Source organism: Pseudomonas idahonensis, assembly GCF_037903935.1.
GTDB lineage: Bacteria > Pseudomonadota > Gammaproteobacteria > Pseudomonadales > Pseudomonadaceae > Aquipseudomonas > Aquipseudomonas danubii.
This window is the reverse complement of the sequence record NZ_CP149586.1, coordinates 4,299,084-4,313,680: the sequence shown is the minus strand read 5'-3', so window position 1 is coordinate 4,313,680 and position 14,597 is coordinate 4,299,084. Positions and strand designations below refer to the sequence as shown.

Annotated in this window: 11 protein-coding genes and 1 pseudogene; 2 read left to right on the top strand and 10 right to left on the bottom strand. The window is 64.2% G+C overall.

Annotated features, from left to right (window positions below; all coding sequences use genetic code 11):
* Positions 1-136: 136 nt before the first annotated feature.
* From WIN67_RS19390 to WIN67_RS19380, 3 genes are all read right to left on the bottom strand, one after another.
* On the bottom strand, positions 137-3,772 hold the full coding sequence (locus WIN67_RS19390; RefSeq protein ID WP_339069888.1) for an ATP-binding protein: 3,636 nt from the start codon (positions 3,770-3,772) through the stop codon (positions 137-139).
* A 32-nt stretch (positions 3,773-3,804) separates the two neighbouring features.
* Positions 3,805-4,446, bottom strand: a complete 642-nt coding sequence (locus tag WIN67_RS19385; RefSeq protein WP_102881619.1) for a response regulator transcription factor — start codon at positions 4,444-4,446, stop codon at positions 3,805-3,807.
* A gap of 302 nt (positions 4,447-4,748) precedes the next feature.
* Positions 4,749-5,186: an Lrp/AsnC family transcriptional regulator gene (locus tag WIN67_RS19380; protein WP_102881618.1), complete on the bottom strand. Its 438-nt coding sequence runs from the start codon at positions 5,184-5,186 to the stop codon at positions 4,749-4,751.
* A 132-nt stretch (positions 5,187-5,318) separates the two neighbouring features.
* Between WIN67_RS19380 and WIN67_RS19375 the strand changes: the two genes are divergently transcribed.
* Positions 5,319-6,212 (top strand): DMT family transporter, encoded by an 894-nt coding sequence (locus WIN67_RS19375; RefSeq protein WP_102881617.1) that lies wholly within the window; start codon positions 5,319-5,321, stop codon positions 6,210-6,212.
* Between the two features lie 33 nt (positions 6,213-6,245).
* Here WIN67_RS19375 and fdhD read toward each other — a convergent pair whose 3' ends face one another.
* From fdhD to mobA, 3 genes are all read right to left on the bottom strand, one after another.
* Positions 6,246-7,082, bottom strand: coding sequence for a formate dehydrogenase accessory sulfurtransferase FdhD (gene fdhD / locus WIN67_RS19370; RefSeq protein WP_339069887.1), 837 nt, complete (start codon positions 7,080-7,082; stop codon positions 6,246-6,248).
* A gap of 54 nt (positions 7,083-7,136) precedes the next feature.
* The gene (locus WIN67_RS19365; RefSeq protein ID WP_267268494.1) at positions 7,137-8,030 is read right to left on the bottom strand and encodes a LysR family transcriptional regulator; all 894 of its coding nucleotides are present in this window, start codon (positions 8,028-8,030) and stop codon (positions 7,137-7,139) included.
* 108 nt (positions 8,031-8,138) lie between these two features.
* A complete protein-coding gene (gene mobA, locus WIN67_RS19360) occupies positions 8,139-8,756 on the bottom strand; it encodes a molybdenum cofactor guanylyltransferase MobA (protein WP_339071728.1) in 618 nt (205 codons plus the stop codon).
* Positions 8,757-8,982: 226 nt separating this feature from the next.
* Between mobA and moaB the strand changes: the two are divergent.
* A pseudogene (gene moaB / locus WIN67_RS19355) lies at positions 8,983-9,521 on the top strand (molybdenum cofactor biosynthesis protein B).
* Positions 9,522-9,631: 110 nt separating this feature from the next.
* Here the strand turns inward: moaB and WIN67_RS19350 are convergent.
* The 4 genes from WIN67_RS19350 to WIN67_RS19335 all read right to left on the bottom strand — a co-directional run bounded on the left by WIN67_RS19350 (position 9,632) and on the right by WIN67_RS19335 (position 14,522).
* Positions 9,632-10,672: an FUSC family protein gene (locus tag WIN67_RS19350; protein WP_273924178.1), complete on the bottom strand. Its 1,041-nt coding sequence runs from the start codon at positions 10,670-10,672 to the stop codon at positions 9,632-9,634.
* A 122-nt stretch (positions 10,673-10,794) separates the two neighbouring features.
* Entirely contained in the window at positions 10,795-12,420 is a 1,626-nt protein-coding gene (locus WIN67_RS19345; RefSeq protein ID WP_123394537.1) for an NADP-dependent glyceraldehyde-3-phosphate dehydrogenase, read from the bottom strand.
* 140 nt (positions 12,421-12,560) lie between these two features.
* Complete coding sequence (locus WIN67_RS19340) at positions 12,561-13,598, bottom strand: AraC family transcriptional regulator (protein ID WP_110596660.1); 1,038 nt, start codon at positions 13,596-13,598, stop codon at positions 12,561-12,563.
* A gap of 9 nt (positions 13,599-13,607) precedes the next feature.
* Positions 13,608-14,522, bottom strand: coding sequence for a GGDEF domain-containing protein (locus WIN67_RS19335; RefSeq protein WP_110596661.1), 915 nt, complete (start codon positions 14,520-14,522; stop codon positions 13,608-13,610).
* Positions 14,523-14,597: the final 75 nt, after the last annotated feature.

Genomic DNA, 14,597 nt, shown 5'->3' with positions numbered 1-14,597 from the left:
CATTGACTGTCAGTACTCGAAAGCCGGCGCAAGGTTAGGCAGGCGGGGGCGGCGGTTGAATGAGACAAGTACGAGAATGGCGGCAGTGCCGGGCCGGGGCGCGCAGCCCGGCGCCCCGGCGTCCGCCTCAGGGAGGCTAGCCCTGGACCTGGGGTGTCTGGGGCAGAGGCGGGCTGTCGGCGTCGGGCGCTTCGCGCAAGCTGGCCAGCTGCTTGCGGGCCTCTTCGTAAACCTGCTCCATGGCGTTGAGCAGCGCTTGCTGGCAGTTGCGCACGGACGGCAGATGGGTCACGTCGACCTTTCTCAGGGCGTCGCAGGTTCTGGCCATGTCCTGCGCGTTGATCAGGCAGGCCACGCCGCTCAGGCGATGGGTCAGGTCGTTGATCAGGTGCGGGGTATTGGCCAGGACGCAGGTGCGCAGTTCGGCGATTTCCTGCTGCAGGTTCTTGGTCAGCTCGTTGAGGATGCGCCGGTGCAGGGTCGGACTGTTTTCCCCCAGGTCCCTGAGGTGGTCGATGTCGAAGGCGCGCACCCGCTCTTCGCCGGCGCCGGTGTGACTGCCCAGCACTTCCTGCAGCCGGGCCAGGGTCACGGGCTTGATCATCAGATCGTTCATCCCGGCGTTGGAGCACTGGGTCGCTTCGTTGCTCAGGGCGCTGGCGGTGTAGCCGACGATCAGGCGCGGCGGGGCACCGCTCTGTTGTTCGGCTTCACGCACCGCACGGGCCAGGCTGTAGCCGTCCATGCCCGGCATGTTGCAGTCACTGATCAACACGTCGTAGTGGCGGTGGCGCAGTAACTGCAGGGCTTCTTCGCCACTGCTGACGTGTTCTGCAACGTGGCCGATGCGCTCCAGCTGCAGGGTCAGCACCAGGCCATTGGTGGAGACGTCGTCCACCACCAGCACCCGCAAGGCTTTGCCGGTGATCGGTTTCACCTCCGGTTGTTCCGCCACTTCCGCGTTCGCCGTCTGCCAGCTCACCGGCAGTTCGACGTGAATGCAGCAGCCTTGTCCGGGTTCGCTTTCCAGCCAGATGCGGCCCCCCATCAATTGCACCAACTGATGGCAGATGCTCAGGCCCAGTCCAGAGCCGCCGTACAGGTGTGCCGTGCGCGCGGTGGCCTGGCGGTAGGGTTCGAAAATCCCCGCCTGATTGGCCAGGGGAATGCCGATGCCGGTATCGCGCACACTCAGGGTCAGCAGGCTGTTGCTGTTCTGTACATGGGTTTCGCGCAGGGTGACCTGGATGTGGCCGCGGTCGGTGAACTTCAAGGCATTGCTCAAGAGGTTGTGCAGAATCTGCTGCAGGCGTAGCGAGTCGACCCAGTACAGCCGGTTGGGGCTGGCCTGATAGTCGAAGTTCAGTTGCAGGCGTTTCTCCCGGGCCTGCACGGCAAACAGCCCGAGACCGTTGGCCAATAGGGGTTCCAGGGCGGTGGGGTGGGGCGCTAGTTGCATCAGGCCACTCTCTATTTTGTCCAGATCCAGGATGTTGCCGATCAGGTCGATCATCGAGGTCGCCGATTGCTGGGCAACCCGCAGATTGTGCGAGGGCGCCTGGCTGGCGCTGGTCTCCAGTTCCAGCAGACCGACCAGGGCATTGAGCGGGGTGCGCAGTTCGTGGCTCATGGAGGCGAGGAACTCGCTTTTGGCGGCACTGGCTTTTTGCGCAACCTGCTTGGCTTCGCGCAATTTGAGTTCCAGGTTCTTGCGCTCGGAGATGTCCAGCCAGCCCCCCAGCAACCCTTGCAGGACTCCGCGCGCGTTGTAGAACGGCACCAGCCATTGGTACAGGCAGAATTGCTGCTCGTTGATCCACAGGCTGGTGTCGAGAAAGCGGGGCCGGTGATTGGCCAGCAGCAGTTGATGCTCCTCTTGCAGCACCTCGGCGAACTCGCGCGGCATGTTCGGCTGCTCGGTGGGCAGGCAGCCCTCGACCTGTTCCTGGGAGGTGGCGAAGAACTCTTCATAGGCGCGGTTGCAGGTGCTCAACCGGCCGTCCAGGTCGCAGACATACAGCGGTGTCGGCAGGCCATTGAGCAGGGAGAACTGGAAGGCCAGCTTGTCCTGCAGGCGGGTCTGCGCGCAGATGGTTTCCCGCACCTGGATCTTTAGGCGCCAGTTCCAGATCAGCGACAGTACGAAAATGATCAGGATCACCACGCCCACATGCCAGGCCTGCTCGGCAACCCAGCTCCAGAGCGCGGTGCTGGAGTGTTGTTCGGCGATCAGCTGGATGTCGCTTTGCGGATTCCTGGCCATGGAATCGAGCAGCTTGTCGAGCACGCTCAGCAACTCTCTGGAACCTGGGGCCACGGCAAAGCGATGGGGTGTGGGCAGGGCGTCGAAGGCCAGGCCGAACTGCAGCCCGGAACCGGACAGCGCCTCGGTGCCCACCGGAGTATCCAGGGTGGCGTCGACCTGACGTTGCAGCACTAGATTCAGGGCCTGGCGATGATCGTCGGTGAGCACCAGGTGGATGTCCGGGTAGCGCTGTTTCAGGTGTTCGAGCAGCGGGTGGTTGCGCGGCAGCGCCAGGTGCCGCCCCAGCATGGCGTCCAGGGAACTGGGGGAGCTGTCGCCATGGCGCACCACAAAGGCCCAGTTGCGAGTGCCGTAGCTCTGGCTCAGGCCGATGCCCCGGGCATTGTCGGGCAGACCCAGGTCGCGGGTGGTCAGGTCGGCGTTGCCGGCGGCCAGTTGTTCCAGGTCATCGGTCCTGGAGCGACTGGGCAGGATGTTGAGTTGCAGGCGAAACGAGTCGGCCAGGGTGCGCAGGATATCGATGCTCAGTCCGGCCCATTGGCCCTCGGCATTGCGGTAGATGTAGGGCGGCGCTTCTTCCACCAACAGATTGATCTGCCGGTGCGCGGTGAGCCAGCTCAGTTCGCTGGGGGTCAGGGAAAACGACTCGGTCGGCGCGAAGGGAAAGGGCTCCTGGCTCGACTGGTTCTGGATCTGGCGCTTGTGCTCCTCGGGAATGGCGTTGAGCACGTAGTCGATCAGTGCCCGCAGGGTGGCATCCTCGCGTCGCACGGCGAAGGCGAAGCCGGCGTCGGGCAATTGCGCAGAAAACTTGCTGTGCAGCCGCAGATCCGGGCGGGCCTGCATGTACAGGGTGGTGCGGAAGCGGTCGCTGATAAAGGCGTCGGCCTGTTTGCCCGCCAGTTGCTCAAGGGCCAGGGCGGTGGTGTGCACGCCGCTGACGTCGGCCCGTGGATAGGTCTTTCTGACGGTCTTGAGGTCCAGGTAGTTGTCCAGTACCAGCACCCGCTTGTCTTCCAGGTCCGGTGGCAGGCTCTTGTCGTTGATGCGCCCGACAATGATCGGCTGGTTGTTCAGGTACGCACGGCTGAGGGACAGGCCGGGGTTCCGTGCTTCAAGCGCGGTGGCCCGTGGCAGCAGGTCGATACGGTGTTCGAGCAGGGCTCGGATCGCGTCCTGGGGCGAGGCCAGTTCGACGTACTCAAAGCGCAGGTCAAGCTGCTTACCGATGAGCTTGAGGTACTCGTCGGAGATCACTTTGAGCACCTGGTTGCCGGCACTTTCCAGAGGCCGCTCAGGGGGCACGATGGTTGCTACCCGCAGCACCTTGTGGGGCAGGGCGCTGCGCATGTCCAGCAGTCGGGTCAACGACGGGTTGCCAGGCTCTTGCGACGTGGCGCAGTGCGCGGGCAGGCTGAAAAACAGGCTGACCAGCACCATGAAGCTGAACAGCAGGCAGACACGTATCAGCCTCCAGAACTGGGGGGGGCGGGAAATCAGGGGCATAGGGGGGAAGCTCCAGAATTTTTCAGGACAGCTCAGCTCAGGCCGTGTTCCTGGATGTACAGAAACAGGCTGGCCGAGGTGTCCAGGCCTAGCTTGCGCATGGCGCTGCTCTTTTGCGTGCTGATGGTCTGTTTACTGCGGCACAAGTGTTGGGCGATGGCGCCGATGCTCATGCCGGTGCCGTACAGACGCAGCACCTCGATCTCTCTGGCCGACAACTGCTCGGGCTGCAGTAGCGGCTTGCCATGCAAGGCGGTGCTGGTGTCCAGCAGATGCTGGATCGACGGCGACACGAAAGGTGCCCGCGGGTGGGCGGCAATCGCCTTGGGCAGGTCGTTGAGCAAACCGCGCTTGCTCACCAAGCCTTGGATTCCGAGCTTGAGCAGGCTGCTGATCAGCGCCGGGTTGTCGAGCATGGTGATCACCACGATGGCCAACTCCGGGTAGCGTGAACGCAGTCGCCTGATCAGACGAATCCCATCCACCTGATCGCCGCCGGGCATCATCAGGTCGGTCAGCAGCAGGTCGCAGGGCTGGCGCTGCAGGTTTTCCAACAAGGCTTCCACGCTGTGGGCCTGGGCAACGATTTCCAGTTCGGCGCGGTTTTCCAGCAGGGTATGAATCCCAATCAGGGTCAAGGGATGGTCATCGGCTATCTGGACGCGGATCGGCATGGGTTCTTGTACTCGGCTTTTCGACAGGCATGAGCCCACAACAATGCGCAGCTTCCGCAAAGGAGCAGGCATTTTGCTAGTGGGGTCGTCAGAGGATTCGCAGGGTATCACTGAAATTGACGCCAAAAAGACGTCTGGGGGATTTTAAGAATCGTCTTATGTCTGATGGGAAGCTTTCTGAAAAGCGGCCTAGAAGTCGGGTAAGTTTTTGTAAGAAACGCCTCTAGAACGGCCTCTCCAGAGGGAAATTTCTTGCTTGTTCCAGGGGCTTTTTCTGGGGTGAAGACGCCCAATTTACGGTCTTAATCCAGGGGTGGCAAACGCCGCTTGATCGGCGATTTCTTGATGATCGCGGTGTTGGTTTCGGCGAAATGGTTGAGGCGGTCCAGCAGGCTGTCCAGCTGTTCCATGGAGCGCACTTGAAGGCGGGCGATAAAGCAGTCGTCACCGGTGACCTTGTCGCATTCGGTGAACTCGGCAATCGCCAGGATCTGCCGTTCCACTTCCTGCAGTTTGCCCGGCAAGGGGCGAATGCGGACGATAGCCTGCAACTGGTAGCCCAGAAGTTTTGGATCGATCTCCAGGGTATAAGCGCTGATCACGCCGCGTTCTTCCAATCTTTTCAAGCGCTCGGCAACGCTGGGGGCGGATAGCCCACTGATCTGCGCCAGGGCCTTGAGGGAGCGGCGGGAGTCCTGCATCAGGGCACTGATCAGTGCCTGGTCGATGGCATCAAGCATGGCGATCTCGTTAGGTGGGATGGCTGTTCTGCCTTGATAAAAAAGGCCTTGATTGAGTCTAGCCTAGGTTTTGAACTGGCGACGGGCAGGTTGCGCTGGGCATAATTTGGCCACTGTTAGAGGAGATTGATGATGGATGCACTGACGCGCCGCGGCTCGCTGGAAATGACCGCCGCCATGCTGATTTCCGGAACCATCGGCTGGTTCGTCCTGGTGTCCGGGCAACCGGTGCTGGACGTGGTGTTCTGGCGTTGCCTGTTCGGCGCCGGGACTTTGCTACTTATTTGTGGCGCTTTCGGTTTTCTTCGTAAGAACATTCTGACCAAGCGTGCGCTGATCCTGGCGGTGCTCAGCGGCGTGGCCATTGTCGGTAACTGGGTGCTGTTGTTCGGCTCCTATTCCCGAGCCTCGATCGCCATCGGCACCGCGGTGTACAACGTCCAGCCTTTTATCCTGGTGGCCCTGGGGGCGCTGTTCCTGGGGGAGAAGATCACCCCGCAGAAGCTGTTCTGGCTGTGCCTGTCCTTTGCCGGAATGCTGGCCATCGTCAGCGCCCACGGCACCCAGGGCGAAACCGGCAACGACTACCTGCTGGGCATCGCCCTGGCCCTGGGCGCGGCCTTGCTGTACGCCTTTGCCGCGCTGCTGATCAAGCGCCTGAGCGGCACGCCGCCACACCTGATCGCGCTGATCCAGGTGTGCACCGGGGTGCTGTTGCTGGCGCCCTGGGCCAACCTCGGCGCACCGCCCCAGCAGGCCACGGCCTGGGCCAGTCTGCTGACCCTGGGCATCGTGCATACCGGGGTAATGTACGTGCTGTTGTATGGAGCGATCCAGAAGTTGCCGACGGCGTTGACCGGGGCCTTGTCCTTCATCTATCCGATTGCGGCGATCTTCGTCGACTGGCTGGCCTTCGGTCATCGCCTGGGCCTGCTGCAATGGGTGGGCGTCGGCGCGATTCTGCTGGCCGCCGCCGGCATGCAGCAGGGCTGGACCCTCAAGCGTCGGCGCAGCGTTTTGCAGTAACTGCGGCAGGTTTCCGCACCACCAACCGCTCGGTCAGCCGGCTGACACCGGGCTGTAGATCCGTGGCGCATTGCGATGGGGCACATGGATCAGGTTCAGGTGGTGCTTGTTGGCCCATTGCACGGTCAGTGCGGTGGGCGCCGACAGGCTGACCAGGGTGCCGAGGCGGGCGCGCACGGCCTTGTGGATCAACTCCAGGCTGCAGCGGCTGGTGACCACGGTGAAGCCCTGGCGGCCATCGATCCCGGCGTTCAGCAGGGCGCCGATCAGCTTGTCCAGGGCGTTGTGGCGGCCGATGTCTTCCTGGCACAGGCGCACTTCACCCTGTTCGTCGAAATACAGCGCCGCATGCAGGGCGCCGCTGCTGCGGGCCATGTGCTGGGCCTGTTCGATGCGCTCGCGCAGGCCCTGCAGATGCTCGGCGGGGGGCAGCGATGAAGGTTCGAGGCTCTGCAGTTGCGGCAGCGCCTGTTCCAGGGCTTCCACGCCGCATAACCCGCAGCCGCTGGTCCCGGCCATTTGCCGGCGATGGTCCTTGAGGGCCCAGAAGGCCCGGCTGGAAATCTGCACATCGGCCTGGCAGGCCTGGGGAAAGTGGCTCAGGCGGATGTCGTAGATTTCGCTGAGGTCGCTGACGATGTCGTTGGTGATGCTGAAGCCGCGAATGAAATCCTCCAGGTTGCCGGGAGACACCATCATCACCGCCTGGCTCAGGCCGTTGTAGGTGATGGCCAGGGCAATCTCCGCGGCCAGCGGCGCCTCGGCCACTCCGCCCTCGGGGCTGTATTCGCGATAGGTCACGCGCTGCGGCGCGGGGGCCGGTGCATTGGCCTCGGGCTGTTGCTCCGATTGTTCGATACGGCAAACCATGACGACACCTCAATACAGTCGATTCACTCCGGGGCACGCTGGCTCCGGGGGCGTTCATTCGCCCTTGGTGGCAAAGAGTTTCCTGGCTTCGGCAAAGCACTTTTCGGCAATCGCCGAGCGCGGCTCGGTCTTGCGCATCACCAGCCCCAGGGGCGCCAGCACGCTGGCATCCGGCAGCTGGATGAAGGCCAGGTTGTCGATGGGCGAATCCAGGCCGCTGTCCAACGGCATGATCGAGCAGCAGAAGCCTTCGTGAATCGCCTGGAACAGCTGGTAGGTGGAATCGCTCTCCAGGATCGGCGTCGGGTTCAGGCCACGGCTGCGAAAGCTCAGGTCGATGGACTTGCGATAGTGCATGCCGGTGCTGAGCATACCCAGGGGCAGCTCGGCGGCGTCCTCCCAACTCATCTCGCTGCCTTGGAAATGAAAGTGCCGGGTGTCGTAGAGCAGGCCGACCCGGGTCTCGCCGATCTCGAAGAAGTCCAGGTAGTTGGGGTTGACGTGGTCCAGGTAGCAGACCCCCAGGTCCAGCTGGTTGTTGCCGATGTCCTCGATGATCCGGTCGGAGCTGGCGGACGACAGGCTGAACTTGAGTTCGGGAAAGCTCGCCGAGAGCTTCTGTACATAGCTGATGGGGTTGAAGCCGCTCAGCGGTACCAGGCCCAGGCGCAGGTTACCCACCAGTTGCCCACGGCAGGCGGCGGCTTCGGCGAACAGCCCGTCATGGGCCGCCAGCAGGGTCTTGGCCCAGGCCAGGACCCGCTCACCGGCCTCGGTGAACCCTTCGAAGCGCTGGCCCCGGGTCACCAGGATCAGGTCCAGTTCGTCCTCAAGGTTGCGCAGGCGCATGGACAGGGTCGGCTGGGTAATGTGGCAGCGCGCGGCGGCCTGGCCGAAGTGCCGGGTCTGTTCCAGGGCGATGAGAAACTTGAGTTGCTTGATGTCCACAATGGCACCTGTGGTGAGAAAAACGGAGTCAGTAGTAACGCAGGTGTCCGGTCTGTGGAAAGACGTTCAGTCTTCCCGAGCCAGACCCTCGGGGCACACCTTCGGCGTTCAGGCCAAGGGCCCGGAGTCTGTTTCAGACAGTAGTTCAGGGGTGTTGAAATTGCTCAGTCGCGGGTCGTCCACGGCGCAGGGCAGGGCGCTCAGTCCGTGGGGCGCCAGGGCCCGCAGCAGGCTGCGTTCACCCAGGTTCCAGGCTTGGCGCAAGCTCGCTGCCAGCGCCGTGGGAATCAGGCTGAACATGGGTTGCCAGTAGCCGGCCTGCTGCACCATCAGCGGATGAGGGGCGTGCGCTGCGCGGGCATCCAGCAGGGCCTGGATCAGCGCGCTGTCGATCCGCGGCGCGTCGCAGGCCAGCACCAGCAGCCAGGGATGCCGGGCCACTGCCAGGCCTGCCAGCACGCCCGCCAGAGGGCCGGGAAAGTCCTCCTGCTCATCCGCCACCAAGCGATCGGCATAGGGCCGGTACTGCTCGGCGTTGCGGTTGCAGGAAATGATCAGGTCATCGCTGAAGGGCCGCACCACCTTCTGCACATGGGCAATCAGCGGCTGGCCGTGCCAGGTCACCAGGCCCTTGTCCTGGCCGCCCATGCGCGAGCCGCGGCCACCGGCCAGCAGCAGGATCGAGCAGGGCGTGGAGGCAGTCGGGGCAGAGCGGGTCGGGGTCATGGTCGTGCGCATGTCAGGTGGGTGGCGCAAACGATGGCATTGTCCTTCGGGCACGTCCAATCGGAAGTGTTGAATGGCCGATTGATGGGCTTTATCAACCGCCACGCCAAACCGCGGTTGACGATAGAGCGCCTCGATAATCCGGTCAGCCAGAACGATTAGACAGCCGCGGTTTCGGGCCTTTAGCCTGCATCCATGGTTTTTATCTTGCCGGTCGGAGAATGACATGAGCGTGAAGTCGGATGCGTTGTTTGTACCCTTGAACATGGCCGTGCTGACGGTCAGCGATACCCGGGAATACGCCACGGATACCTCCGGGCAACTGCTGGTCAGTCGCCTGCTGGAAGCCGGCCACACCCTGAGCGAACGCAACCTGCTCAAGGACGATCTGTACAAGATCCGCGCCCAGGTGGCGACCTGGATCGCCGACGAGCGCATCCAGGTGGTGCTGATCACCGGCGGCACCGGCTTCACCGGCCGCGACAGCACTCCCGAAGCCGTGAGTTGCCTGCTGGACAAGCATATCGACGGTTTCGGTGAGCTGTTCCGCGCCATCTCGATCCTCGATATCGGCACCTCCACGGTACAGAGCCGGGCCCTGGCCGGGCTGGCCAATGGCACCCTGGTGTGTTGCCTGCCGGGCTCCACCGGGGCCTGCCGCACCGCCTGGGAAGGCATCCTCGCCGAGCAGCTGGATGCCCGCCTCGGCCGTGCAATTTCGTGCCGCACCTCAAGCCGGTGCAGGCCTGCGAGTCCCGGGGATGAGCCAGAGCCACTTGATGCCGCTGGAAGAAGCACTGGCCAGCCTGCTGGCCATGGCCGATACCACTGCAGGTGGGCGACGCGGCGCGTTTCATTCTCTTTAGCGAGTTGTTTTAAATCTTCCAGTGCCGGGCGCTTTTGGCCAGTCGCTGGCGCATTTCGCCCAGGGTCGCGGCCAACTGCCGGGTGAGCAGCCGGTAACCGTCAAGGGGCGAATACACCGGCGCCTCCAGGGCCTTGTCGGCATGGCCTTCCATGGGTTTGTCCAGGCGCTGGGTGCCCCCCGTTTGCAGGGCCCGGGCCATGCCGATCAACTGCACGCGGATCTGCCGGTGTTCGGCCTTGAGTGCCAGTTGCATCTGCGCCATGGCTTGCCGGTCGCTGGCATCGGGGCGGGTGTTGCCGAGGATCTCCAGGGTGCTGATGCACATCCGCAGATTGCGCTGGATGGCGTCCAGCTCGGTCATGGAAATCCGCACTTCCTTGGACACCGAAGGCATCAGCGAACGCAGTTGCAGCATGGCGGCGTTGACCCGGCCCAGGAGCTTGAGGTGTTCGTCGTCGGTCACCGACTGGCCCTGGATGATCCGTCCGTACAACTGGGCGCAGTCGCGCAGGGCGCTGGCCAGGGTGTAGCGCCAGGAATACACCGCGTACAGCGGAATGGCGAAGGAAAACGCCAGGGCCAGGGCAATGCCGATGAGAATGTCCACCGCGCGCCACAGGCCGTCGCTGATCTGGTTGTCGCCATGGCCGGCGACGATGAACACGGTGATCGCTGCCAGCAGCGCGGTATACCCGCCCTTGCCGATGGCGTGGTAGGAAAAGTAGCCGCACACCGCCGACATGCCCAGGTAGGTCAGCCAGGGATGGCCGAAGTACGCCTGCTGCACCACCAGCACCAGGCCGACCCCGGCGCCCACCAGGGTGCCGATGGCCCGCTCGGCGGCCTTCTTGCCGATGTTGCCGTGGTGCTGCAGGCCGCCGATCACCACCAGCATGGTCACCGACGCCCACTCGCCGTGGGGCAGGTTGAGGCCGGTGGTCAGGAGAATGGTGGCGATCAGGCCGAGGGCGACCCGCACCGCATGGATCAGGCGGGCGTGACGGTAGCGCCGGTACGGGTCCAGCAGGGGACGCAGCAGGCGCTGCAGCAAGGGCGGCAGGTGGATGCCCCGCAGGTGTTTGAACGGGCCCAGACCGGTTTCTCCAATAGCTGATGAGTGGCTGAATCAGTAGCCGCGACTCGCCGCGTGGCGAGCCCCGGCCAGGCGCTTCAGAAAATGTAGTCGGTGGTCAGGAAGCTGGAGTCGCGATTGCGGATGATGTCGCTGATCAGCTGTTTGTTGCGCTCCTGGAACTTGGTCGCCACCAGGGTGCGGATCGAGAAGGTGCGCAACGCATCATGCACCGACAGCGTGCCCTCGGCGGAGTTCTTGCGACCGTTGAAGGGGAAGGTGTCCGGGCCGCGCTGGCACTGGGCGTTGATGTTGATCCGCCCGACCTGGTTGGCGAAGGTGTCCACCAGCCGGCCGATCACTGCCGGGTCGCTGCCGAACAGGCTCAGTTGCTGGCCGAAGTCCGATTCCAGGACGTAGTCGATCACCGTGTCCAGGTCGCGGTAGGGCACGATGGGCACCACCGGGCCGAACTGTTCCTCGTGGTAGACGCGCATCTGCGGGTTCACCGGGTACAGCACCGCCGGGTAGAAGAACGACGCCCGGGACTCGCCGCCATGGGGGTTCACCACCTGGGCGCCGTGGGCCTGGGCATCGGCCACCAGGGCGTGCAGGTAATCGACCTTGGTGTTTTCCGGCAGTGGCGTCAGGGCCACGCCCGGCTCCCAGGGCATGCCCGGCTTGAGGCCTTGCAGCTTGGCGTTGAACTGCTGGATAAAGCGCTCCACCACGCTTTCATGGACGAACAGGATCTTCAGCGCGGTGCAGCGCTGGCCGTTGAACGACAGCGCGCCGGTAACGGCCTCGCTGACCGCGTTGTCCAGGTCGGCATCGGGCAGCACGATTCCCGGGTTCTTCGCGTCCAGGCCCAGGGCCGCGCGCAGGCGGTGCGGCTTGGGGTGGAGTTTCTTCAGGTCGCTGGCGGCCTTGTTGGTGCCGATGAAGGCGAAGATGTCGATCTTGCCGCTGGCCATCAGCGCGCTGACGGTCTCGCGGCCGCTGCCGTAGATGACGTTGATCACCCCGGCCGGGAAGCTGTCGCGGAAGGCTTCGAGCAACGGCCGGATCAGCAGCACGCCGAGCTTGGCCGGCTTGAACACCACGGTGTTGCCCATGATCAGCGCCGGGATCAGGGTGGTGAAGGTTTCGTTCAGCGGGTAGTTGTAGGGGCCCATGCACAGGGCCACGCCCAGGGGCACGCGGCGGATCTGGCCGAGGGTGTCCTGTTCCAGTTCGAAGCGGCTGGAGCGCCGGTCCAGTTCCTTGAGCGCGCCGATGGTGTCGACGATGTAGTCGCAGGTGCGGTCGAACTCCTTTTCCGAGTCCTTGAGGTTCTTGCCGATTTCCCACATCAGCAACTTGACCACTGCTGTGCGCTGTTCGCGCATGCGCGCCAGGAAGGCTTCCACGTGCTGGATGCGCTCAGCCACGCGCATCGTTGGCCAGGCGCCCTGGCCGCGGTCGTAGGCGCGCACGGCGGCGTCCAGGGCGGTGAGGGCGGTATCAGCGTCCAGCAGCGGCGTGCTGCCGAGAATCACTTGCTGGTCGCCGTCGGCGCCGCTCAAGTAGATCGGGCTGCGGACCTGGGCCAGGGGGCCGTTCCAGGTGCGCAGTTCACCGTCTACCAGGTAGTCGCGCTGCTCCACCGGATCGGGCAGGCGATAGGCTTCGGGGATGTCGGCGGCAGCAGGAAACAGGTTGTTGAGGACATTGGCTGTGGTCATGACTCTACCCCGTGTTGGAAATGGCTGCGGCGCGGATGACAGTGGCGCCATCGCTCCAAGGTTTATACGCCTGAATGGCCTGCGGCTTTAGCGCTTTGTGCAGTTGGCACACCCGCGGTCATGGTTCGAGGTTAAACGTTTCAGCTGTCGCCCAGCAACTGCCGGATCAGGGTCGGGGTGCTGCCGGTCCAGCGCTTGAAGGAGCGGCGGAAGTTGGCCGGGTCATTGAAGTTCAGGTACTCGGCCACTGCCTCGTTGCTCCAGCCCTTGATCTGGTACAGGTACAGGGCCACGTGTTTGCGCACCCGATCCACTTGCTGCTGGTAGCCGCTGTGGTGCTTGCTCAGCTTGCGCTTGAGGGTCGCCGGGCTCATTACAAAGGCCTGGGCCGCCTGTTCCAGGCTTGGCGCACTGCGCACATTGGCTTGCAGGTAGCGGTACAGGGCGTCGAGGAAGCTCGTGGAAAACCCCAACTGCCGCAGGTGCTCGGCGGCTTCCTGGCGCGCCACTTGGCCGGCGGTGGCCGAGGTGCCGGGCCAGGGCCGGGTCAGGTATTCCCGAGGAATGCGCATCAGGTCCAGGGGGCGCTGGAACTGGGTCTGTTCCCCCAGGTGCACCCAGTACTGCTCGACGTAGCGCGGCTCGGCATGGCTGAAGCTGCATTCCCAGGGCAGGCGCTGGCCGGCCAGCCACTGACTCATGGCCACCAGCGAAGTCATGCTGGCTTCCAGCAGGAAGCGCCCGTGCTCGCCGGCGCCGCAGCTGTCCAGCCAGTAGCAATAGGCATGCTGCTCATCCAGCACCAGGCGTGGGCTCAGCAGGGGGCTGAGCAGGGCCTGCTGCTGCACCAGGGTGTCCAGGGCCTGATGCAGGTTCTGGGCATGGCGCAAGGCATGGCTGGCGGCGCCGTAGTGCCCGGGCAGCAGGCGCTGGCCAAACAGGAAACTGCTGTCGTCGGCGTCCAGCAGGCGCCGGCTGTTGCCGATCAGCGCCAGGAACTGCTGCGGGCTGAGACGGGTCTGGCCGGCGAGGATGTCCTCGTGGAACAGCCCGGTGCCGCGCAGCAGGCGATGGCTGTCGATGTCCCGCGACAGCGCCAGGTCGATCAGCGCCGCCGGTTGATAGTGCCCGGGGATGAAGCGGGTATCGGCTTCGTACCAGTGGGTCTTCACGGTCATGATGGCGCCTCAGGCGGTTTTCGCCAGGGGCTGCTTGGCTCGGGCCAGGGCCAGATTGAGGCGTTTGAGCAGGACCTCCGGGGTCTCCTCCAGGGCCATCACCACCGCGGTGCTGGCCGCCAGGTGCAGGCGCTCGCCGTGTTGCCGGGTCTTGTGCGCCAGTCCCTGAACCGCCTGTTGCAGTTCCAGGGCCAGCAGTCGCGCCTGGCTCTCGCCGGTGTTGGGCAGCAGCACCACGAAGCGGTCGCCGGCCAGCCGGCACAGCAGGTCCTGGCGTCGCAGGTTGAGCAGCAGCACATGGCTCAGGGCTTGCAGCACCGCATCCCCTTCGGCGTGGCCGTAGTCCTGGTTGATCGCGGCGAAGTGGTCCAGGTCCAGGGCCAGCAGCGACAAGGGCTGCTGTTGGCGGCGACTGTCTTGCAGGCTGGCGGCCAGCTCGCGCTTGAGGTAGTCGGCGCCGGCTAGCGGGGTGAGCTTGTCGAACTGGCGGTGCTCGCGAAACAGCCGTTCCTTCTTTTCCATCTGCGCGCTGATGGCCAGCTGTTCGCGGTGCCAATGGTAGATGCCGATGGTCAGCAGGATCATGCCGATGGGCATCGGCGCCGATTCCAGCCAGTGGTCCCAGGTGATGCTGGGAGGCAGGCGGATGAACTCGTCGAGGCTGTCGATCCACCAGGAAAAGAAAATGCAGCTCAGGCCCAGGGCCAGGTAGTGGGTGACCCGCCCGGCAGGGCGGCTCTTGAGCACCAGCGCGAGCCAGACCAGGGCCAGCAGCGCCGAACCGCCTTCGCCGATGATGTCCAGCCATTGCCACTCGCTGACCGGTTTCAGCGTGCCGCAAGCCAGATGCAACAGCAGCCCGGCGTTGGCCGCCAGCAACAGCGCGGCCAGTTTCCAACGGTGGGGGTTGAGCACGCAGAACATGGCCGCGATCCTTTTGCCGGGAGTGAGAGGGCGCCAGCACAGCAGATGTTTGTGACAGTGCGGTGACGTCGGGAG